21 protein-coding genes, 1 tRNA gene and 1 other RNA gene are annotated in these 20954 nt (G+C 32.5%); 5 read left to right on the forward strand and 18 right to left on the reverse strand.

Translation table 11 applies throughout. From position 1 onward, the window contains the following. From gcvH to TDSAC_RS05600, 7 genes are all read right to left on the reverse strand, one after another. Entirely contained in the window at positions 1–375 is a 375-nt protein-coding gene (gene gcvH / locus TDSAC_RS05570) for a glycine cleavage system protein GcvH (protein WP_108309267.1), read from the reverse strand. A 32-nt stretch (positions 376–407) separates the two neighbouring features. Then, positions 408–1499, reverse strand: coding sequence for a glycine cleavage system aminomethyltransferase GcvT (gene gcvT, locus TDSAC_RS05575; RefSeq protein WP_108309268.1), 1092 nt, complete (start codon positions 1497–1499; stop codon positions 408–410). A gap of 12 nt (positions 1500–1511) precedes the next feature. Next, a complete protein-coding gene (rdgB, locus tag TDSAC_RS05580) occupies positions 1512–2102 on the reverse strand; it encodes an RdgB/HAM1 family non-canonical purine NTP pyrophosphatase (protein ID WP_108309269.1) in 591 nt (196 codons plus the stop codon). Then, complete coding sequence (gene dtd / locus TDSAC_RS05585) at positions 2099–2548, reverse strand: D-aminoacyl-tRNA deacylase (RefSeq protein ID WP_108309270.1); 450 nt, start codon at positions 2546–2548, stop codon at positions 2099–2101. Before dtd ends, rdgB begins: the two co-directional genes overlap by 4 nt. A gap of 51 nt (positions 2549–2599) precedes the next feature. After that, complete coding sequence (locus TDSAC_RS05590; RefSeq protein WP_108309271.1) at positions 2600–3520, reverse strand: dihydroorotate dehydrogenase; 921 nt, start codon at positions 3518–3520, stop codon at positions 2600–2602. Positions 3521–3670: 150 nt separating this feature from the next. Continuing rightward, positions 3671–3745: transfer RNA gene (locus tag TDSAC_RS05595), tRNA-Pro, on the reverse strand. Positions 3746–3758: 13 nt separating this feature from the next. Next, a complete protein-coding gene (locus tag TDSAC_RS05600) occupies positions 3759–4025 on the reverse strand; it encodes an FmdB family zinc ribbon protein (protein WP_199919721.1) in 267 nt (88 codons plus the stop codon). A gap of 223 nt (positions 4026–4248) precedes the next feature. On the opposite strand from TDSAC_RS05600, the gene TDSAC_RS05605 reads away from it, so the two are divergent. Next, the gene (locus tag TDSAC_RS05605) at positions 4249–4836 is read left to right on the forward strand and encodes a sulfite oxidase-like oxidoreductase (protein ID WP_108309273.1); all 588 of its coding nucleotides are present in this window, start codon (positions 4249–4251) and stop codon (positions 4834–4836) included. Here the strand turns inward: TDSAC_RS05605 and TDSAC_RS05610 are convergent, their stop codons facing one another. Next, complete coding sequence (locus tag TDSAC_RS05610; protein WP_199919722.1) at positions 4837–6441, reverse strand: DUF445 family protein; 1605 nt, start codon at positions 6439–6441, stop codon at positions 4837–4839. Between the two features lie 83 nt (positions 6442–6524). Between TDSAC_RS05610 and TDSAC_RS05615 the strand changes: the two genes are divergently transcribed. The 3 genes from TDSAC_RS05615 to TDSAC_RS05625 all read left to right on the forward strand — a co-directional run bounded on the left by TDSAC_RS05615 (position 6525) and on the right by TDSAC_RS05625 (position 9649). Continuing rightward, positions 6525–7187 carry a HesA/MoeB/ThiF family protein gene (locus TDSAC_RS05615; protein ID WP_108309275.1) on the forward strand — a complete coding sequence of 221 codons (663 nt, stop codon included), beginning with the start codon at positions 6525–6527 and terminating at the stop codon, positions 7185–7187. 160 nt (positions 7188–7347) lie between these two features. After that, positions 7348–8526 (forward strand): serpin family protein, encoded by a 1179-nt coding sequence (locus TDSAC_RS05620; protein ID WP_108309276.1) that lies wholly within the window; start codon positions 7348–7350, stop codon positions 8524–8526. A 13-nt stretch (positions 8527–8539) separates the two neighbouring features. Beyond that, complete coding sequence (locus TDSAC_RS05625) at positions 8540–9649, forward strand: hypothetical protein (RefSeq protein WP_108309277.1); 1110 nt, start codon at positions 8540–8542, stop codon at positions 9647–9649. A gap of 63 nt (positions 9650–9712) precedes the next feature. On the opposite strand, the gene TDSAC_RS05630 is transcribed toward TDSAC_RS05625, so the two are convergent. From TDSAC_RS05630 to TDSAC_RS05670, 9 genes are all read right to left on the reverse strand, one after another. Beyond that, positions 9713–11338: a DUF3373 family protein gene (locus TDSAC_RS05630; RefSeq protein WP_108309278.1), complete on the reverse strand. Its 1626-nt coding sequence runs from the start codon at positions 11336–11338 to the stop codon at positions 9713–9715. A 310-nt stretch (positions 11339–11648) separates the two neighbouring features. Beyond that, positions 11649–11951 carry a ferritin family protein gene (locus tag TDSAC_RS05635; RefSeq protein WP_108309279.1) on the reverse strand — a complete coding sequence of 101 codons (303 nt, stop codon included), beginning with the start codon at positions 11949–11951 and terminating at the stop codon, positions 11649–11651. 126 nt (positions 11952–12077) lie between these two features. Further along, positions 12078–12968, reverse strand: a complete 891-nt coding sequence (locus TDSAC_RS05640) for a DMT family transporter (RefSeq protein WP_108309280.1) — start codon at positions 12966–12968, stop codon at positions 12078–12080. 167 nt (positions 12969–13135) lie between these two features. Then, complete coding sequence (locus tag TDSAC_RS05645) at positions 13136–13690, reverse strand: GerMN domain-containing protein (protein WP_108309281.1); 555 nt, start codon at positions 13688–13690, stop codon at positions 13136–13138. Then, positions 13687–14817, reverse strand: a complete 1131-nt coding sequence (locus TDSAC_RS05650; protein ID WP_108309282.1) for an N-acetylmuramoyl-L-alanine amidase — start codon at positions 14815–14817, stop codon at positions 13687–13689. Before TDSAC_RS05650 ends, TDSAC_RS05645 begins: the two co-directional genes overlap by 4 nt. Beyond that, positions 14814–15446: a hypothetical protein gene (locus tag TDSAC_RS05655; protein ID WP_150130303.1), complete on the reverse strand. Its 633-nt coding sequence runs from the start codon at positions 15444–15446 to the stop codon at positions 14814–14816. Before TDSAC_RS05655 ends, TDSAC_RS05650 begins: the two co-directional genes overlap by 4 nt. 210 nt (positions 15447–15656) lie before the next feature. Then, positions 15657–16130, reverse strand: coding sequence for a hypothetical protein (locus TDSAC_RS05660; protein WP_108309284.1), 474 nt, complete (start codon positions 16128–16130; stop codon positions 15657–15659). Beyond that, entirely contained in the window at positions 16123–17013 is an 891-nt protein-coding gene (locus TDSAC_RS05665) for a lysophospholipid acyltransferase family protein (RefSeq protein ID WP_199919723.1), read from the reverse strand. The genes TDSAC_RS05660 and TDSAC_RS05665 overlap by 8 nt, the downstream gene beginning before the upstream one ends. Next, positions 17003–17416, reverse strand: coding sequence for a CoA-binding protein (locus TDSAC_RS05670; protein WP_108309286.1), 414 nt, complete (start codon positions 17414–17416; stop codon positions 17003–17005). The genes TDSAC_RS05665 and TDSAC_RS05670 overlap by 11 nt, the downstream gene beginning before the upstream one ends. 172 nt (positions 17417–17588) lie before the next feature. Here TDSAC_RS05670 and ssrA point away from each other — a divergent pair. Continuing rightward, positions 17589–17946, forward strand: a transfer-messenger RNA (tmRNA) gene (ssrA, locus tag TDSAC_RS05675). 62 nt (positions 17947–18008) lie between these two features. On the opposite strand, the gene TDSAC_RS05680 is transcribed toward ssrA, so the two are convergent. Further along, on the reverse strand, positions 18009–20945 hold the full coding sequence (locus TDSAC_RS05680) for a DEAD/DEAH box helicase family protein (RefSeq protein ID WP_108309287.1): 2937 nt from the start codon (positions 20943–20945) through the stop codon (positions 18009–18011). Positions 20946–20954 lie beyond the last annotated feature (9 nt).

A 20954-nucleotide genomic window follows, 5' to 3' on the forward strand; every position in this document is an offset into this window, starting at 1 on the left:
TTAGTCCAGCTCCTTAATATAATTTTCATATGATGCCTTATCCATAAGATTTTTAAGCTCACTGGTGTCAGAAATTTCCACCTTAACTATCCAACCTTCTTCTTCTGGACTCTTATTTATAATTTCAGGTTCATTTTCCAACCTACTATTCACTTCAATTATCTTCCCGCTTACAGGAGCATATACATCGCTAGCTGCCTTTACTGACTCAATAGTACAGAATATACTAAACTGTTTGATTTCAGTACCAACTTCCGGCAATTCAACGTAAGTAATGTCTCCCAACTGATGCTGTGCGTAATCTGTAATACCAACTATTCCTACATTGTTATCTATCTCTAACCACTCGTGATCTTTTGAATAATATCTTGACACAGATACTCCTCCTTTAAAGTATTAATTTTATTTTATTTTCTAAGAGATCCATTTTTATAAAACGGTATCTTTTCAATAACAGCTTTAATTTTTACCCTATCTTGAGACAATTCTAAAGCTGTGTTCTCACTGCTATATTGTGGTTTAACATAGCCCATACCAATCCCTTTACCTAGTGATGGAGAAAAACCTCCACTAGTAACATATCCAATGTCCATACCATCTTTAAATATCCTGTAATTGTGTCTAGGAGCCCTTCTACTATCACAAACAAAGCCTACTCTTATTTTTTCTAAATTAGCTTCTTTTTGTTTCAAAAGAGCTTCCTTACCCACAAAATCTTTATCAAAGTGAACAAAATAGGAGAGATCGGCCTCTAATGGTGTAGTGTCTTCATCAAGATCATTGCCATACAAAGGATAACCCATTTCAAGTCTTAACAAATCTCTTGCACCAAGTCCAGCAGGCTTTATTTTTTCATCTTTAAGTAAATCGTTCCAAACATCAACACAAATAATTGATGGCATATATATCTCAAAACCAAGTTCTCCAGTATATCCAGTTCTTGAGAGTATCACTTCTTGATCCATAAGACTGCTTTTGGTAAAAGAAAAATATTTTAATTCATCAATAATCCCTGGGAAATATTTTCTTAATAGATCTCTCGAAAAAGGCCCTTGAACGTCAAGCTTTGAGGTAGTTTCAGACCTATCTTCAAAAACAAAATTACCCTTTAAAACGCTTTTTATAACATTAAAATCGTTATCCTTTGTCCCAGCATTCACTACCATCATAAGCTCATCAGCGCTTAATCTGTAAACAATACAATCATCTACAATTCCTCCTCTTTCATTCAAAATTAGGCCATATCTGCACTTTCCTACATTAATAGTGCCAATTTTAAACGAAAAAGCCATCTCAATATTTGTATTTACCAAATCACCCTTAAAGTAAAATTCACCCATATGGCAGGTATCAAAAAGTGCAACGCTTTTTCTGCATTGCATGTGCTCTTCGATTATACTTTCATATTGAATTGGCATATTCCAACCACCAAAAGGTACCATTTTCGCTTTTAGCTTAATGTGCTCAGCCTCAAGCGGTGTCGATTTCAAATTCTGCATCGTTTCACCTTCCTACTTTCTTAAAATTTGTTTTAAGTTTTCACTTAAATCTCTAAGCGCGTTGCCTCTATGACTTATCTTTTCTTTTTCTTCAAGCGAGAGTTCAGCCATACTTTTCTTGTATCCTAAAGGGATAAAGATCGGATCATATCCAAAGCCATTTTCACCCTTTGGTTCGAACCCTATATGGCCTTCACAAACTCCCTGTACCTGACAAATAACCTTTTTTTCGTAAAGAACAAAACAAGCTTTAAATCTCGCAGTTCTCTTTTCAAAAGGCAAATCCCCAAGAAGTTTTAATATGCCCATGCACTTTTCCAAATCTGTTACATCGCCAAAAAACCTTGATGATAAAACGCCTGGCTTTTTGTCTAACGCATCAACTTCAAGACCAGAATCGTCAGCCAATGAAGCAATATTAGTAGCCTCATAAAACGCTCTGGCTTTTATCAAAGCATTTTCACAAAACGTAGAACCCGTTTCTTCCGGTTCAATAAAACAATTTATTTCTGAAGGTAGTATAAAGTTCAAGCTATATTTGGATAAAACGTTCACAATTTCTCTTATTTTGTTTTTATTATTAGTAGCAAGAAGTAATTTCATAAATTCATTTTTGTATCAAAAATAATTGTTACAGGACCATCATTTACAAGAGATACCTTCATGTGCTCACCGAAAAATCCTTTCCTTACAACAACTTTTTCTTTTAAAACGTTAAACATGTATTCAAAAAGTTCATTTGCCCTGTTTGGGTTCTCAGATCTTTCAAAACTAGGCCTTAAACCCTTTGAAGTATTAGCAAGCAACGTAAATTGTGGCACAATCAAAAGCTCACCCTTTATGTCAAGAAGAGAAAGATCCAAAGGCATCTTCTCAGATTGAAAAAGCCTTAATTTACATATTTTTTCACAAAAAAGTGAAACTTCTTCCTCTTTATCATCCTTTTCAAAATTTACTAACAAAGTTAGACCTCTGCTTATCGAGGAATATAAATTTTTTTCGCTTACACTAACGCTTGCACTTAACACTCTTTGTGCAACAACCCTCAAAACTTACCACTTCCCCCTTGTTGTTCAAAATTTCTCAATAACTTTTTTTGTCTAATTAGTTTTATGAGCAAGAGAAACAAGATCTTCTACTCCCTTCAGGTTATTTTCTGATAAAAACCTTTTAATCCCAATAGAAATCTCATCCAACAAATCTGGATTGTTATAATAGCTTGAACCAATTCCTATATAATTTGCTCCAGCCATAAACATTTCTATAGCAGATTCAACAGAATATACTCCACCAACGCCTATAATAGGTAACTTAGAAGCCTTTCTCAAATCCCATACACATTTGAGAGAAATAGGTAAAAGTGCTGGACCCGATAAACCACCGTGTATATTGCCTAAAGATGGTTTTTTTCTATTTATATCAATTCTCATTCCTGGCAAAGTATTAATTGCACAAAAGATATCTACACCCTCACCCTCTAACGAAATTCCCATTTCCTTAAAATTAGAAAGTGGAGACAATTTTGCGATCAAAACCCTTTTCCATACTTTTCTTACCCTTTTGCAGACCTTAATTGAATCCTTTACATTGGAGGAAAAAGTAATACCGGCATCTCTTAAATTTGGACAGGAAAGGTTTAATTCTAGAGCAATAACATCACTTTCGATTTCAGTTACTTTATCTGCTAGATACTCAAAGTCATCAACTGTTTCGCCAGATATACTAAATATCAGTGGACAATCTGAAAAAAATCTTTTTATAGTAGGAAAAAGTTTTAAATATTCATCTATACCAGGATTTTGAAGTCCAATAGAATTTAGCATCCCTGCAGGAGTTTCTATTATTCTTGGCGGTATATTTCCCTCTCTTTTTTTTGTAGTAGCGGTTTTTAAAGTAAAAGCACCAAATTTATTAAGTTCATAATCATAACTTACATCATACCCCAGACCAAATACTCCAGAAGGTGCTATAAAAGGATTTTTGAGAACATTATCACAAAAAACTACTTTTAAATTAGACATAAAATACCCATTTCAAAATCAAATAAAACCCCTCAACATTTAAAATAAAACCTACAAAAACAAGAACGTTAAAAAAAACTTTAAATATCAGTTCAACTATCTCCCTTTAAAATTCCCAAAAATATGTTAATTCAAAACTTTTATATCCTCTGGTCGGGGCGAGAGGATTTGAACCTCCGACCTCCTACTCCCGAAGCAGGCGCGCTCCCACTGCGCTACGCCCCGAAGAATTTCTATGTTACTTATTTTTTGCTGCAGGACACTTTGTGCCTTCTATTGAGAGAGATCCCTCACCATTGGAGGAAGGTTTATTTATACTCTTTTTAGAATTAGCTGAATCTGTCACATAAAAACCAGAACCCTTAAACACTATAGGTACAGGCACAAAAATCTTTTCGGAAGGACTGCCACACTCAGGGCATAACACCTCCGATTCATCATTGATCGGTCGATTTAGTTCAAATTTATTTCCACAACTCTTGCACTTATAAACATAAGTTGGCATTTTCATCCCTCCTTAGATTTAAAATACAAAAAATATTATAAACTAAAAATTATTATTTGTTAATAAAAAATTTTATATAACTATTATCAATCTTTTCGACTCAATTTACAATTGAAATTAAATAAGAATTTTTTATTTTCAGACCAATTTTTAGTATTAATTAATATATTAAAATAATCATAATATTAAATTACATTAAATTTATACTGAATTGGAGATAATTATGAAAAAAATTATAAGTTCAGACATAAATAGACAAGATAGACTTCCTCCAGGTCAAAGATGGATTGAAAAACCGATCGTGTATGACATAAAAAAGGTCCCAGAAGTAGATCTGCCCTCCTTTAGATTTAGAATATTTGGTTTTGTAGAAAGTGAATTGATAATGAGTTTTGATGAAATAAAAAAACTCGAACCTATAGAACTAATTGCCGATTTTCACTGCGTTACCACATGGAGCGTAAAAAATATATTATGGGAAGGAGTACAAACAAAAGAACTCATAAAGACATGCAGGCCAAAAGAGAACGCAAAATACGTTATAGTACACTGCCGTGAAGGCTACACCACGAATTTTCCCTTAAGTTATCTTTTTGAAGAAGACTCTATAATCGCTTGGAAAATGAATTCTATGGCTATCCCGAGATCAAATGGTTATCCATTGAGAATCGTAATACCAAAGCTGTATGCCTGGAAAAGTGCTAAATACGTGGAATCAATAGAATTAGTCGAACAAGATATCCCAGGATTTTGGGAAGAAAGAGGGTATCACATGAGAGGCAATCCATGGCTCGAAGAAAGATATCAATAATCATTTAAAAAGGCTCGCAACTACCTGGACAATTCCCAACAGTGCTCCTATAGGAACCCCCAAGAGTTCTATTATCCTAAATTCCCTGTCCATTATACCAAAAACAAGGTTTTCCATTTCATCTACTGAAAAACTATCTATTTTTTCTTTCACTATCAATTTTACATCTACATGGGATATCAAAAGAGATATCCAATCCTTAATATATACATACAACCTGTTAATTACATCCTTTAAAATTAGTTCAACATCTAATCCCATATTCTCAAAAAAGAGAACGATATTCCCAATTTTCTTCGAAAGGATGTATTCAACAATTACATGAACTTTTTTATTCGCTTTATCAGAACTTAAAATCTCGTAAAGCCAGGTTTTAAAACTTTCTCTTTTAGAAAGATATAAATTTTTAAAATAAATTTTTTCTTTGTTTTCATCAAGATAATTTAGCAAACTAAATAAAACTTTTTCAAACACACTATAATTAAAACATTCTAAAATTTTTAGTTTATATATTTTAAGCCTTAAGTCATCAATATTCGGTTCAAAAAAAATGAATACTTTTTCATAAAAAATGAAAAAGTTATTAGCTGTTATAATTTCATTTACCTTTTTGTTCATTAGATCATTTACACTTGATTTTATGCCTTCAACAATAACTTCATTTGAAGTTATTTCATCTCTTAATGTAACAATAATTTTTTTAATCTTATCAGAAATATAATTTGGTGCAAAAGCATTTGCATAGAAAAACAAAGCCTCTTCAACAATACCTTTTTTTGAAGCCCTAATTTCTTCTTCAATAAAAGATGCTACCTTTTCAACAAATTCATCATCGCTTAACTTCGTATGCAGCCAGCTAATAATAAAGTTTACTATTAGACTTGAACTGGGTATTATCTCGTTTAAACGCTTTTCTGATAGTTTAGAATAAAGTACTTCTTGAAAATCATTTTGCAGATATTGCTTGATCTTTTTGAAAACCAGGTCAAGATTTTCATTTCCGAATACGTCAGCTAAAGTTTTTTCAACTAAAAGGTTGTCAAATTTTTCTTTTATTTCATCTCGCAAAGTTATTATTTCAGATCTTATTTTTTCTAAATCAACAAGCTTATTTAATGGATTAGATAATATCTTTAAAACAATAGAGTCTATAAAAAGCACTATATTGTTTAAATTTTTATCATATAATCTTACAATCATAGATCTAAATCTTGAAGATTTATCTTTAAAACATTCTTTTGCAGTTCCAAAATCATTATTTAATAAAGAATAAAGAAAATCTACCAGAGATTTTTTTATCCTTTCAGATTTATTTTCAAGCATGTTTAAAATGGAATTGTGATTTATTAATTCCTTTTCAACTACATTTGAAAGTCTTTCACTTATTTCAAATTTTGATTTTGGTACTATTCCCTGATAACCAAATCTCTTTTTTTTTGGATTAAATATCATCCATACAGCAACAACGTTAGTAACGTATCCTACAAGAGCACCAAGAAAGATTGGCATTATGAGTAAAAAAAGTTCAAATTTAAATAAATTCCCAAAAATAAATAAAAGAATATATGGAATTAATAAAGAAAAAAATACTCTATCAAATTTCAAACTATCACCCTTAATAAAATTGATTAAAAGCAATTTTAAATATAACATATATGGTATAAATATTTAAATTTTAGGAGTATATAGTGATCTCAAAACAATTTGAAAAAAATGTAATGACATTAGGAAAAGAGAATCAGATAAAACTTTTTCACTCTACCGTGTCCATTGTTGGAATGGGTGGCCTTGGGGGCTTTGTACTTGAACACCTTGTCAGATTAGGAGTGGGTCATATAAAAATTGTAGACAAGGACATTTTTGAGGAGTCAAACTTAAATAGACAAATACTCTCAGATAACAACTCTCTTGGCAAACCAAAGGTAGAAATAGCCAAAATCAAGGCAAAGAATATAAACAAAAAAATTATAATAGACTCATTTGAGACTGAATTCAATGAAGACACTGCAGATAAAATATTAAAAGGTTCAAATGTGGCAGTAGATGCACTCGATAATAACAATTCCAGGTCACTGTTATTCAGAGTTGCCAAAAGCCTTGGTATACCCGTAGTCCATGCAGCAGTATCAATGACTTCTGGAGAGGTAAAGGTTTTCTTCCCAGAGGACAAAATAATTGACTTTAAGAAAAATAAAGGTACAGAAGAACATATGGGAGTAATTTCACCTACCGTCGCAATAGCCGCATCAATTCAGGCAATGGAAGTGGTAAAAATTTTGACAAATAAAGGCAATGTTCTAAAAAAGGGATTTTATTTTGATTTGATGGATAATTTTTATTCTGTAATTTAGTAAAAATATACAATATATAGCATAATACTAAAATTTTAAATATAATTTAAACGCCTTTATTAAAATTTTCTTAAACATTAAAATATTTTAAATCCTAAAATTTAATCTTTTATAATTGTGATATACTAATTTTAAAATAAAATAAAAGGGGTGATATACTTTGAAGTTTTTGAGTTTTTTGTTAGCTTTTTTGTTTCTTATATCAGTTCAATCAAGCGCTTATGCTGTAAACGAGCTCTCAAGCCTTGCTGAAAGCAACAACACCTTTGCTTTTAATATGCTTAGGGAATTAAATTCAGATAAAAATATAGTCTTCTCGCCTTTTAGCATATATACGGCTCTTTCTATTGCATCTTTAGGGGCAGGTGGTATTACAAGAGAAGAGTTTGACAAAGTTCTAAATAACAATTTGTCTCTTGAACAGTTTCACCAGTCTTACAAGGATATAATAGATAGCGCTTCAATTGGATCAAACAAGTTTAATATTGCAAATGCCATATGGCTTGACAGCGGCTTTCAACCAGAAGAAGATTTTTTGAACAGTGCCACTAACTTATTTGATTCTCACATTGAAAATTTAGACTTCCAACAAAATCCTAAGGATAGCTCGGACACTATTAACTCGTGGATAGAACAAAACACAAATGGCCTTATAAAAAATTTGTTAAGTCCAGGCAGTATAAATAGCAATACTCGTATGATTTTAACCAATGCAATATACTTTAAAGGCAATTGGGAGAAGGCGTTTAATCCCAAAGAAGATTCAGATCTAAATTTTTATGTTACATCTGACAAACCAGTAAAGACAACTTTTATGCAGCAAGATGGAGTATTTTTTTATTACGAAAATCAATCAAAAAAATTATTACAGTTAGATTATAAAGGAAACAGTCTTTCTTTAGTAATAATTTTGCCAGAAAAAAATATAGATAATTTCATAAAAAATTTAAGTGACGAAGAATTTAGATCTTTATTAAGAAGTACAAAACCAGAGATGTTGGATATAAAGATTCCAAAATTCAAGTTCATTTTCACATCAGATTTAACCAAACAACTAACCGATTTGGGAATAAAATCAGCTTTTACTACTAATGCAGATTTCTCAGGCATAGCCAAATCTGAAGATCTTTATATTTCTGACGTCGTCCACCAAGCATATATAGATGTAAATGAAGCTGGTACAGAAGCTGCTGCAACCACATCTATAGGTTTTGTTACAACAGCTTACAATCCTATACCAGTAAAAAACTTTATAGCTGATCGCCCATTTATATTTGCAATAATGGACAACAAAACAAAAACAATTTTATTTTTAGGAAAAATTTTAAATCCACAATAAAGGAGGCTATTTAATGAAATTGTTAAGGTTTTTTTCAATTTTTAGCATTATATTATTATTTTTTACTCTTCTTGAATCCCTTGATAGGGTATCGTATGCAAGTACTACATGTCCAGAAAACGACATAAATTGTGTTTTAAGCTCTCTTGACAGCTCAGATTACGTAAAGTTTACAAAATCTGAAACAGAATATGGCTTAACTATAGAAGAAAGCGAATTAAGCGTTGAAACATACAACGAAAATGAAAACTCCAAGCCATGGTTCTTGGGTCACCAGATTCCTGAAAATGCAAAGTATTATGTAACAGGAAAATTGACTCTATTTAGAGGCTTTAAAGCAACTCCAGAAAACTCTATTTTCAAAACACTATTAGAACAATATCCAGATTTAAGGGGTAAAGACCTTTCATCATTGGTAGGAGACAGTTTCGAATGTATATTTAACACTAAGGATGATCTAAAGGATTTTCTTACCAATGGCCTAAGTGAGAAATACGTCAGTGATGGCAAGTTAATTACAGATCTTGAAAAGATAGAAAATATTAAATCAGATAGCTGGAGACCAATCAATCACACAATTGTTAAAAAACCTGCAATATATCTCTATCCTACTGCAGATAGCACAATTAGCGTATCAATAGATCCAAATGGCAAAATTACAAAGACTATTCCTGACTATAATGGAAAATGGACGGTAAATGTAACGAAGAATGGCAAAATAGATAAAAAGTATGATTATCTATTTTATGAAGCTACTTTAAATGAAGGCTTCACGCCAACTGAGGGTTGGGTTGTAAATTACAATGACCTTAGTCTGTTTTTTGACAAATTCCTTCCAGTATTAGGATTGAACAAGAAAGAGACAGCACAATTCAAAGAATACTGGCTCAAAGAGTTAAAAAGAGCTAACTATTATCTGATAAGTCCTGTATCAAAGGAATTCATTGAAAAAAATCTAAAGTTAGAAGTCACCCCTTCTCCAGATACTGTAATAAGAGTAATATTATACTTCAGCCCTATTAATAACCCAATTGATATAAAAACACCTGTTTTAGAAAAGCCCACAAGAAATGGCTTTACCCTTGTAGAATGGGGAGGCATATTGGAAGATAAAATTAAATAATAAGCTTAACAATAAGTCAACGGTGCGCAATTAATGGGCGCAATTTCTTGCGCCCATATTTTTTTAGAAGCTTACGTCCATCTGAATGTAATATCTTTGATCGGTATCAAGCTGCATTGGGTTAAAAGTATAATATACCTGGTTTGTTACATCAGTAGCATAAGGCTTTTTACCTTTCCAGTATTCATAGTTAAATTTCAAAGTAGTATTCTTTGCTATAGGCAGTATATACCATACCTGATAGAAATCCTTCCAGGAGGTATCAGAGCTAGAGTAGAAAAATGCTACAGGATTATACCATTTGTTGTTTCCGAAATAAAAATCACCCCACAAATAACCAACAGGAAGTTTATACAATGCTCCAATTCTCCAAGCACCGCCATTTACAGAATTCATCCCAGAATAAGTATAATTTGCTGAAGAACCAGCAATTCCAGCAGGCATATCTACGCTTGTGCCCTCGTAGCCAGCCCAGAAATTAATTCCGTAAAAGTTGAAATCAGATTGGATTGTCCACCAATTATACTTTCCATACTGAGGATTGGAAGCCGAAATAGACGTTACATTGTTAGAAAAATAGGTAAACTTAGGCATTGTGCCATAATCAGCTTCCAAACCTATAGCATTAAAAATCTTTGACTTAAAGCTTGCAATATAGGCGTCTCTATCCTTTAAGCCATACGTCTCATTGCTCGCTGTTATCAAGCCATCATCAAAAAACTTCACCCATGCAAGTGAAAGATTGGACTGTGGTAAGAAATTATTCAGGTCAAACCTTACTATTGCACCTTCAGTCTCTGAATCAAGAAAGAATTTATTGAAGTATTGACCGTCAACCATAGTAGGCAACCTTCCAAGCAAAAGGGTTACCGGATATGGATTTAAATTCCATGTAATAAATGACCTTTCTACAAATAACCTATTGTCGTTGTCATTGTATCCTGAAGTAATAGCTCCAGTCTTTGGATTTCCAAAGGGACTTGAGAGATCGCCTGTTCCATTTACACCTGCGTTCTTCTCCATTGTGAGCCTGCCGGTATACGTTATATTGTCTGCAACTGGTGCATTAACGTTTAGCCTTATATAGTAGCGCATAAATGTATCTTCTTTATCTAAGGGCTTTGTAGTTTGTGCACCACTTGGATATAGACCGTTTACAACAGGTAGCACGTAAGATCCGTTAATTGTGGTGCCTGGCAAATTTTGAGTCGTATACCCTAAAGAAGCAACCTTATATGGCTCACCAAGTGCATAGAAAGTTTGTTTTCGATAGGCAAGCCTAAATCTTGCATCACCAGTAAAGTTTACTGTGTCAAGAGCTGCTTTCTTCTCAAGTGCTGCAACTCTGACGTTTAAAGATGCAAGTTCTGACTTAAACTCTTGGGCTAACTTCATAAGCGTTGCGATGTCGTTAGAATTAAGCTCTATCTTTTGATCCTGTGCGTTCTGGCCTTTTTCATACATGTCGAGCATTCTTGCAACTACCATTGCCATCTCATAACGGGTGGCTGTTCTCTCACCTCTGAATGTTCCATCGCCATAACCAATGACCAATCCCTTTGCTGCTAAGCCTTGCACTGCCTTATATGCCCAAGAATTAGCAGGCACGTCTGAGAATGGCCCTGCAAATGCAGATGAAGTTAACAAAAAAAAGAATAATAGAGCAAAAAACAATGAAAATTTTCTCAACTCATCTCCTCCTCACATGAAAACTGAAAAACTAAGCTAAGCTAAAAATTCACCTCCCTTTTAAAAAATTAGAACATTTATTTAAAAAGATTTGAATTAGATTAAATTATAATTAAAATTAGATTAGTGTCAACAAATCGAATTGTTTTATAAAAGAAAAAGAAATACAAACATAAAAAAAACTCTTATTTAATTTTAAAGAAAAAAAATAATACCCCTCTTCCCTTTAAAACGCATTCAAAAAAATCTATCAAAATCTTCTTTATAGAATTTTAGATATGACCCTGTTAAAATTTCATTATACTTAAGTCTATTTATTTTTTTCTATCATCTCCTCTACTTCTTTTGCCCCCTCTTCATAATATTTTTCCTCATCTGGAGACAATTCTTTCAAAAGTCTTAGAAATTCTCCAGCATGCACTCTTTCTTCATTAGCTATGTCTATTAAAACATCTTTAGCTAACTTATTATCTGTGGATTCAGCTAGTTGCATATATAATTGTATTGCCTCGTATTCTGCAGCTACCATAAAACGTATCGCTCTTATAAGTTCCTCATTTGTAATCTTGTTTTTATTAGCAAGTCCAGCAAATGGCGTACCAAAATCAGGCATACTATAATCTCCTTTTTTTATTTTTAAATAAAAAAATTATAGCATAATTAACAAATCAAAATTTATCTTTGTTCTTATAAAATATTTCTAATATCTTTATTGAAATCTTTTTTAAATAGCATACAATTAAATTTTTGTCCTTTTAAGTTTTATTAAATTATTTAAATAAATTAACGCTAATGCTGTTAATATAAGGAATATCCCTATAATTTCATTTTCTCCAGGAGCTTCCCCAAGATGATACCACGCCTCAATGATTGAAAAAATTGGAACAAGTAAAGAAGTCAATCCTAATACTGAAGGAGAAATATTTTTTAGAAGATATAGCCACAAAAACCAGGCAAAACCAGTTGCAAGAACTCCAATAAAAAATAAAGCAAGAACGAGAGTTAAGTTAACTTCAATTGGTTTTGATATTTTAACAAAAAAAGAAAAAAGAAAAACACCTAAAAAACCGAATAACATCTGCCAGAAAGAAAGATTAATACCATCTATCTTTTCTTTACTTCTCCATATAAAAACTGCAACAATGTTTGCTGCAGCCCATGATAATCCCCCTAATAAAGCAGCAATATAACTAAAAAAATCAGAATGTGAGGCCCATGGTTTCAAAATAAAAAATAGTCCTAATAAAGCCAAAACAAAGGATATCTCTTGTAAAATAGAGAATTTTTCTTTTAAAAACAACACAGAAAAAAGTATAGTCCAAAATGGCATAGAATAAATAAGAAGAACTACTTTTCCAGCTCCACCTTGAACCAGCGCTAAATTATAAAAGATCATCAACAAAGAGTTTTGCAAAAAACCAAGGATAATGACTAACCATATATTCTTAGGTATTGTTAATTTTTTCAAAGAAAGCACAATTACAAATAAAAACATAGCCCCAATAAGAGTTCTTAACAAAGAGAGTTCAAAGGGATCAATGTATAAAAGCGCAACCTTAGTAACAATTGCTGTATAAGACCATATTATTATTAAAATAAAAAACAAAAAATTAGAAAATAGGTTGTTCATAAAGTAAATTTTAACATCAAAATTTCAAAAGGATAAGCAAAGCTTTAGTAAGAGATAGTTAATTCTAAAACCAAAAAGTTAAAAATAAAACCTGGCTGCATTTAGATTCTCCCAAAAATACTTACTTAGGAAGAAATAAATTTACAAATATCAAAGGTTATTAGTAGCTATTGTTTGTCTTGGCCTCTAATGGAATTCTTGTCTACGTATGGAGCCAGTACAAAGCCTTCGCCTGGGAATACTGAAATGGGATTGCCATCCTTCAAAAAAACAACTTTCTTTACCCCAGGAAAACTCTCACAAGTATATACAATTTGCTTAAGAATATTACTAACCCTAAAAGAACCCCTTGCTTCGTAAAAAGAAGCAGGCAAGTCAAGCAAAACCTTATCTCCTTCTAAAATTACCTTATTAGGAGTCACCTTTGGCAATTCAGAAAAGTATCCACTTTTTCTCTCCTCTTCTGAAGGACCTCTGAAAAGAGAATCAATTAATTCAGAAATTGTACCAACCTGTTTTCTTACAGGAACAATTTTGCCTTCCTGCTCCCAGTATATCATAGCTTCATATCTTTGATTGTGATTGACAGGAGATACAGATTGTTGAGAAGTATTAGGTTTGGCATTATTCACGCCTTGTTGATTACTATTATTTTGATTCTCATTACAACCGCCTAAAAAGAACAAACCAATTATAAGAATTAAAACTAAAAGTTTCCTCATTGATATATCTCCTTATAAGAATCATAAATTCCTTGTGCAATAGCCTGTGCTATTTTTTCTTGATATGCTGCATCATAGACTTGTGCAGCCACTGTAGGATTAGTAATAAAATCAGTTTCGATCAAAATCGATGGCATTGTAGTATATTTTATTACCCAAAATGGCCTTCTAATTGGTCTATCGGTATAAACAGGATTAACCTTCGAAATATCGTTAATCATTATACTTGCGTACCTATAACTCTGTGGAGTATAGTAATAAACCTGAGTCCCATGTATCGACGGATCAGCACAGGCATTAAAATGAATGCTCAAAAAAAGAGCTGCCCTATTTTCATTTGCTATATTCACCCTTGCTTGAAGCTCAGATTCATCAGCGTCAAAACCCGGCATATTTGGTTTACCCCATACATCTGTGTCAGTTTCTCTAGTCATTATAACCTTAAAACCCATTTTTTCAAGTATGGGCTTTAAATGTAAAGCAACTCCTAACGTTGCTACCTTTTCTTGAACACCATTTGCCACACATCCAGGATCAGATCCTCCATGACCCGGATCAATTACTATAATCTTTGAATTTTTAGCATTTAATGTACTGATAGAGCTACTCGTTACATTCAAATTTTCCTGAGAAGGCTGAGTTTTTGCAAGTTGATTTTTCTCTGGAGCATAATTATAAGGTACCACATTTTGTAACTCGCTTGTTATATCTTTTGCAAGGCTTATCAACGGAGTAGAACTTCCTACACTTATAAGTATTCCACCATCAATTTTTGTTATATTATACTTTGCCTTAACGTTACTTCCTACAACTACCCTTACCATATCAGGTGTGTTCTGAGCAAAATGAATTTCACTCACAACATCTGTATTAGAAGTAGGTATAATAGCTCCTTTTCTGATAATTTTAGAGTTTTCTATATTTAAAACTATCCTTCCATCTTCCAATCTAAAATAGCTAAATTTAGGATTTCCCTGAATCTGAACAAATACAACTGCACTATTATTTTGAGAGGATTTAAAGAAAACGTTTTGAACAGTAAGGAGTTCTCCAGCCCTAGCAATATTATATGAAAAAGCCATAGCACACAACAAGAAAAAAATTATATCAAAATACCTTAACCTCATTGGGGTGTTAGCTCTTTTATTAACATATTTACCTCAGAGCTTTGATCAGAATTAAAATATATTTTAAAAGGCTTTGTATCAGGCCAAATTGGCCATACTCTCCTGCCAGTTATTCCGTCATATAAATCGTTATAAGAAACTATAGTTCCTTCTAAATCTTTTTTAGATGGAATTTGTTTTTCACCTTCGGGATAGATTAATCTACCCTCTTTATTGTATACCTCAAGCCATGCGTCTACCTCTACCCATCCCTGAGAAAGTCTTTTCAGTCTGTCTGTAACAACATACACATATCTTAAAGGATTTATTGGTTTTAATCCCATAGGACTTACTGGGTTTGTATCGAAAAATGAAAATACATAAAGTTTACTCGCGTTATATTTAGCTAATATATTCTTTACAATTCTTTCATTTAAAGGACCATGCGATCTGTCAAGAAGAACTTTTTTACTAAACTCATCTACTTTAACGTTCTTCCCTACAGCTATATGCATTTTGGCCTCCCTTGGATCTACAAATTTTATCTCCCCTAAATTGCTAAAGAAACTATCGTCCTTAACTGCACTTCTAACTTCTTTTAAAAAAATATCTTTTGGACCATAATAATCTGCCAATAACAAAACGGGCACGCACTTTTTCTCCTTTTCCTCTGAATACCCCATCGAAGAAAAAGAAGAAAACAAAAAAATTAAAAGCGACAAAAAAATAAATATATACTTAATATTATATACCCACCAACACAATAATCATTAATTAAATTATAACAATAAAAATTAAAATATAATTAAAATCCTTATATTAAATAAGTTTATTCAATGATATTTACAACATCTACTAAATTACCTGGCTGGCCTATAAATTCCTATATGAACTATAAGTGCATCATCAGTAGAGAAAGCAATACCTTTATTGTCATACCTTGCATAAACCTCAGCAATAGTAGAACCGTCAGGATGATCATCAGAAATAGTTGGTATACCGAAGACATTTAAAGCTTTTTCGATGTGATCTCCTAAACAAATTCCCTCTTTTGTAATATAAAATTTGCTCAAAAACATAACTGGAAAAGCATAGACATTTATTAAATCTAAAACCCAATTGTCTGAAATTTTTTCGTAATACATTTCTAAATTAGCATGTTCAAATCCTTCAATTTTAAAAAATCTACCGTCAAGTTCAAAATCCTTGCTGCTTGTTGGTTCTGTATCCAAAATTTTATTAACTTCCATGGGATTCATTCCTAATCTTATATCGCCAACACCAACACCTGGTAAAATTAGCCAAGGATTCTTTTTTACAGGTCTATTAGCCATAAAGTTCTTTATTTACCTCCTTATTAGGCAAGGTTTTAAATCTTTTCTGACACCAAAGCCATTGTTCAGGATGAAGCTTTATCATACGTTCCGTTCTTCTAACCACCTCTGTCATCGCTTGCAAAATCCATTCGTCTCTTGGTAAAGATCTATCGATTTTTATCTCAGGTTCAATTATTAAACAGTGTTCGTTGTTTTCTTTTCTGAAAGTAAAAGCTGTAAACATGCTCACATTCCCCCTATATGCAAAGTATGCTGCTCCTGGATATGTTGAAGCTTTGATCCCAAAAAAATCTATAAAAATACCATTTTTTCCTGCATCCTGATCGGATAATAGTGCAAACAATTTGCCTGTTTTAAGTATTTTTAGACCTTCTCTTAAAGAGTTTTCCTTTTCAACCAGAATTATCCCCTTTGTCAGCCTCAGAAAGGAAAACAATCTATCAATAATATCTCTTACCTGTTCTTTAACTACTATTGCTATAGGAATTTTAAGTCCTATTGACATTGTAGCTAAAAGTTCCCAGTTACCAATGTGAGCTGACGCAACTACAAAAGATTTTCTTTCTTTAAGCACTTCAGAAAAGTTTTCCAGACCTATTACTTCTACATTTTTCATTATTTCCGTAATATCCTTATTTCTTGCTTTTACTAATTCTATTAAATTTAGCACGTAGTGAGACAAATTTTTTACAGCTAAATCTCTTTTCTTTTTATCCGACCACTCAGGAAACACTAAAGACAAATTTTTTAAGATCAGTTCTCTTGACCTTGGCAATAAAAAATACAATAATCTGCCACAGATTGAAGCAAATGTATTACTTAATCTGTCTGGAATTTTATCTATACAAAAAATTAAAAAATTAATAATCTTAGATTTCAAACCTGAAGTTCTCTGGCGAAACATCCATCATAATGCAAGCTTTTGCAACAAAATTTATATCATTTTTTTTACAAAATTCTATTGCCTCATCAGATTCTGAACCTGGTTGAAACCAAACATTTCGGATGTTTAACTTAACCATATCCTCTAAAACAGGAAGTGTTTTATCTGGGGGGATTATTAATACAATTGCTTCTGGTATTTCTGGTAAAGAAGATATATTGGGATATACCTTAAATCCATCGATTTCTTTAGCTGCTACATGTACTGGATATACTGTAAAACCTCTTCCCACAAGAGTTTTGAAAACTTTATAACCATATTTTTCTTTTTTAGGACTTGCTCCTACCACTGCCCATTTCTTAAATTTTTCAAACATATCAATATTATTTTCTTCGACCACTTTTTTTATTTCTGCTCCTCTCTAGAATTAGAAATAGCGCTAAATATAATATATCATAATACAAACACATATTTTTTAACTCTAAACTTTGATCGTACTTTTCGAGATATCATTAACTATTAAGTAAACTTAGCACGTACATATTTTGATCTATATAGTATAATATAGTTATGGGGGCGACAGGTTTCGACATGGAGTTTTATGCAAAAACTTGCGAGTCGAGGTGGCGTTGGCCTCGTAAAAAAGCGCCAAAAAAATAACTGCCAACAACAACAGTTTAGCTTTAGCAGCTTAATCTACTCTTCGGAGTAGATGTAATACTTTGTGTGCTTCCTCTCGGCATACAATTTTAACTTAGAGAGGAAGAAGAAAAGTTTGACCTGGACTTTTCTTCTAAATAACAGGTCTTAGCCTTCAAGAACCGTGTCCAGAGCGGGTCAAGAAGGCGAGATTAAAAACTCTGGACTACACTCGTAGAGGGTTTTTGCATTGCTTTATGGACGTGGGTTCGATTCCCACCGCCTCCACCAAATTAGTGAGAATTTTCTCTCTGATAGTTATTTTTTCATTTGCAAAGCCATAACAATATTAATCATAAAATTAACTTAATTTTGTCTTCAAAATCGTCAAAATTATCAAACCAATATCTTTTATAATTTTCTCCCACTTTAGCAATATCATTAGTATAAAGAAGTAGTTTAGTAGAAATATTAAATTCGTTATATAAAAAAACTTTGTTTTCAAAAATCTTTCTGTACCCATCTACTTTGTGTTGGTAATCAGCAAAATTTGTCCCTTTCGGATCAACAAACAAAATCAGGTATCGCTTATCTTTTTGCATCCAAAAAATAAAGTCCGGCTTGAAATTCGCGATTTTATTTTCTTTCGGATTGTAATAAGGTATCAATACTTCATCCAGCGTTTGATCAAGTTTTGAAAACATCCACCAGTCAAATTGAACAAATATATTGTTTGGTTTGGCAAGATATTCTTCCAGTTGCTCAATAAATCTTACCTCGCTATCAACATTGATAATATGGTTGAGATAATCAATTTTTTCGGTTTCTGAAACTATCATCGGAAGGTAGTAATGATTAGCCAAATACTTGATCTTTAATCTGTCATACTTAATTTCTGGCTGAAAATCCAATTCTAATTGTTTTATTGCTTTTTTATACTTTTCTTTATTCTTTGTTCTTTCAAACTCTTCATCAATTTCTTTCTCTTTAGTCGCTTTCTGGGGATAATTTTTTACTTTGTCAAGCGCTTCTAGGATTCTTTGATATTTTTCTCCATCGCTAAATCTAACATGTCTGAAATGCACAATTTCATTTTCCAATTCTTTAAATTTATCAAACTCTTTGCTTTTAACGCCGAGATAGCCAAAAATCCGGCCAAGGATTAACTCCGGCTCAAAGAGAGAGTTCTTTTCGTTAAAGTCATAATATCGTTCCTTTTTTGCAAAACTTTCATTCGCCTTTTTTAAAACCTTCACTTCACAGTCATATTTGGCTAAAGCGATTTTATCACCTAAAAATCCATAAAACTTCGAGGTTATATCAAAATCTTCGCGGCTGATAGAGTATTTTTGCGGGTCTTTTTCTTCGGCAAAAATCCTTTCAGAGTTTTTGTAAACCGGCACCAAAAGAAGATGTTTTTGCGCTTCGGGATTTAAAATAAACGCTTCGCCCAAACTCTTGTCCTGTTTTTCTGCCTTCAATGTTGCAATTATTTCCTTCAAGTTTTCAGCGTTAGTCCCGAAAACAAACAAGCTTTCAATCGGCAAAATCAGATTTTTGGCTTTCTCAAATAATTGCCTGTCTACTTCATTTGCATTGTACAAATTTTGGAGTCTTTTTCTTTTGTTTTTCTGCGGTTCTATTCTTACGCCCCTGCCCACTGATTGCAAAACGAATTTTTTAGCATCGCTTCCAACTCCGATGTTAACAAATAGAAGTAGATTGGGTCTATTAGAATCCCAGCCCTCGTAAAAAGAGCGGGAGCCCATTAAAATGTTTATATCGGAATCATCGCGATTTATTCGCCTGAAATAACTTTCGTTCTCAAAACTTTCGTTTATTTCATATCCTTCAAGTTTGTCCTTTAGCCAGCCGGAGATATCGCCGATTTTAATTAACGCAAACGGCTTTTCGGCTGTCCTAAGTTTAAAAATCAATTCATTTCTGTTGCCTGGAATTTTCAAAACTTCAATACTACCCGGAGTTTTAGCGTTCAAAGCATATTTCAAAATATCCTCGTAATCCAATTTTGAAGCCAAGTCAGCGTTGATAGTGCACTCCAACTCCTCAAATACAAATTTAGTGTTGTCGCGAAATTCTTGGACAAGTTCCTCTTTTGCTATTTTAAGTAAATCGGCTCTAATTTCGTTTCTCGCAACTCTTTCCAGTTCCCTGAAAAATAATTCTAGATCAGCTTCTTCCACATTCACAGAATTAACCAGCGTCAAAAGTAGCGGGCAATGATACAATGAGTTATCAACTTTCCTTATTTCTTCAAAATACTTATAGATATAAGTTAATAGCAAAAGAGTTTTTAAAACGATTTTTTGCTTCTCAATTAGGGAAAAATCATCTTTACTTTTAAATGCACTAATATTTGATTGAGACACATAAATATGCTTACCATACCCTTCTTCAACGAACCTTGAAAGATTAAAATTAAACGCACAGGTCGCAAAGTCCCTTGGATCGGTAAATGTAGCTGAAAAATTAAATAAGAATCCGTTCCTTGAGAGGATAGAATATAAGATCTGCCGTTTGCTATCTTCTTTGTCTCCTTTATGAGCTTCGTCCAGAAGAATATACCATTTACCGCTATTGTCATAATTTTTGAAATTGACAATTTTTTCCTTATGTTCGTCAGAGATCAAATCAGAACGATAATAGAAAACAGTAATTTCGTTTTTCCCAAACGGTAAAGCGTTTTCGCGTTTTACACTCTCATAATCTCGCAAACTTTTAAGATTTATCTTCGTTTCAAAGTTAAAATTGTTAAACTCATCAACATGACTTTTAAATTGGTCCAAAAGGTCATCACGGTGCGTTAAAAAGAGAATATCCCGCGTCGGCAATTCTTTTTCGGCAATCAGTTTGCCCAAAAGTTCAATCAATTTCACTATAATCAGCGTTTTGCCCGAACCTGTCGCCATCCAGAAACTCATTCTGTTGATAAAGTAGGCATATGATATCTTATTCTTAATTATCGGATAATCTTCAGGATATTCCAAAAGATATTTTGCAGTTTTACTATCCTGCTTTTTCTTTAAGTCGTAATCAAAATCTTCTTCCAAACCATTAAGCTTGTAATGATCAAACAACTCCTTTTTATCAGCATTCCTGTCCTTAAAAAATAAATGCAAGGCTTTTAGGGCGTTTTTTAACGCATTTTGCTGAAAATCAAAGAGCGCTTTATCTTTTGAAAACCGCACAAAATCAAATCCTTGCCACTTTACCGGCAAGTTTTCAAAAGAAATATCATCTACGATGTTTTGGAGATGTAACTTACTCATTGCATTCTT

The sequence above is a fragment of the Thermodesulfobium acidiphilum genome, assembly GCF_003057965.1.
Taxonomy (GTDB): Bacteria; Thermodesulfobiota; Thermodesulfobiia; order Thermodesulfobiales; family Thermodesulfobiaceae; genus Thermodesulfobium; species Thermodesulfobium acidiphilum.

Bases quoted from the DNA above. Each gene is read 5' to 3' on its own strand.
- gcvT (WP_108309268.1), bottom strand. From the start codon at position 1,499: ATGCAGAATTTGAAATCGACACCGCTTGAGGCTGAGCACATTAAGCTA.
- rdgB (WP_108309269.1), bottom strand. From the start codon at position 2,102: ATGAAATTACTTCTTGCTACTAATAATAAAAACAAAATAAGAGAAATT.
- TDSAC_RS05590 (WP_108309271.1), bottom strand. From the start codon at position 3,520: ATGTCTAATTTAAAAGTAGTTTTTTGTGATAATGTTCTCAAAAATCCT.
- TDSAC_RS05600 (WP_199919721.1), bottom strand. From the start codon at position 4,025: ATGCCAACTTATGTTTATAAGTGCAAGAGTTGTGGAAATAAATTTGAA.
- TDSAC_RS05605 (WP_108309273.1), top strand. From the start codon at position 4,249: ATGAAAAAAATTATAAGTTCAGACATAAATAGACAAGATAGACTTCCT.
- TDSAC_RS05625 (WP_108309277.1), top strand. From the start codon at position 8,540: ATGAAATTGTTAAGGTTTTTTTCAATTTTTAGCATTATATTATTATTT.
- TDSAC_RS05635 (WP_108309279.1), bottom strand. From the start codon at position 11,951: ATGCCTGATTTTGGTACGCCATTTGCTGGACTTGCTAATAAAAACAAG.
- TDSAC_RS05640 (WP_108309280.1), bottom strand. From the start codon at position 12,968: ATGAACAACCTATTTTCTAATTTTTTGTTTTTTATTTTAATAATAATA.
- TDSAC_RS05645 (WP_108309281.1), bottom strand. From the start codon at position 13,690: ATGAGGAAACTTTTAGTTTTAATTCTTATAATTGGTTTGTTCTTTTTA.
- TDSAC_RS05650 (WP_108309282.1), bottom strand. From the start codon at position 14,817: ATGAGGTTAAGGTATTTTGATATAATTTTTTTCTTGTTGTGTGCTATG.
- TDSAC_RS05660 (WP_108309284.1), bottom strand. From the start codon at position 16,130: ATGGCTAATAGACCTGTAAAAAAGAATCCTTGGCTAATTTTACCAGGT.
- TDSAC_RS05680 (WP_108309287.1), bottom strand. From the start codon at position 20,945: ATGAGTAAGTTACATCTCCAAAACATCGTAGATGATATTTCTTTTGAA.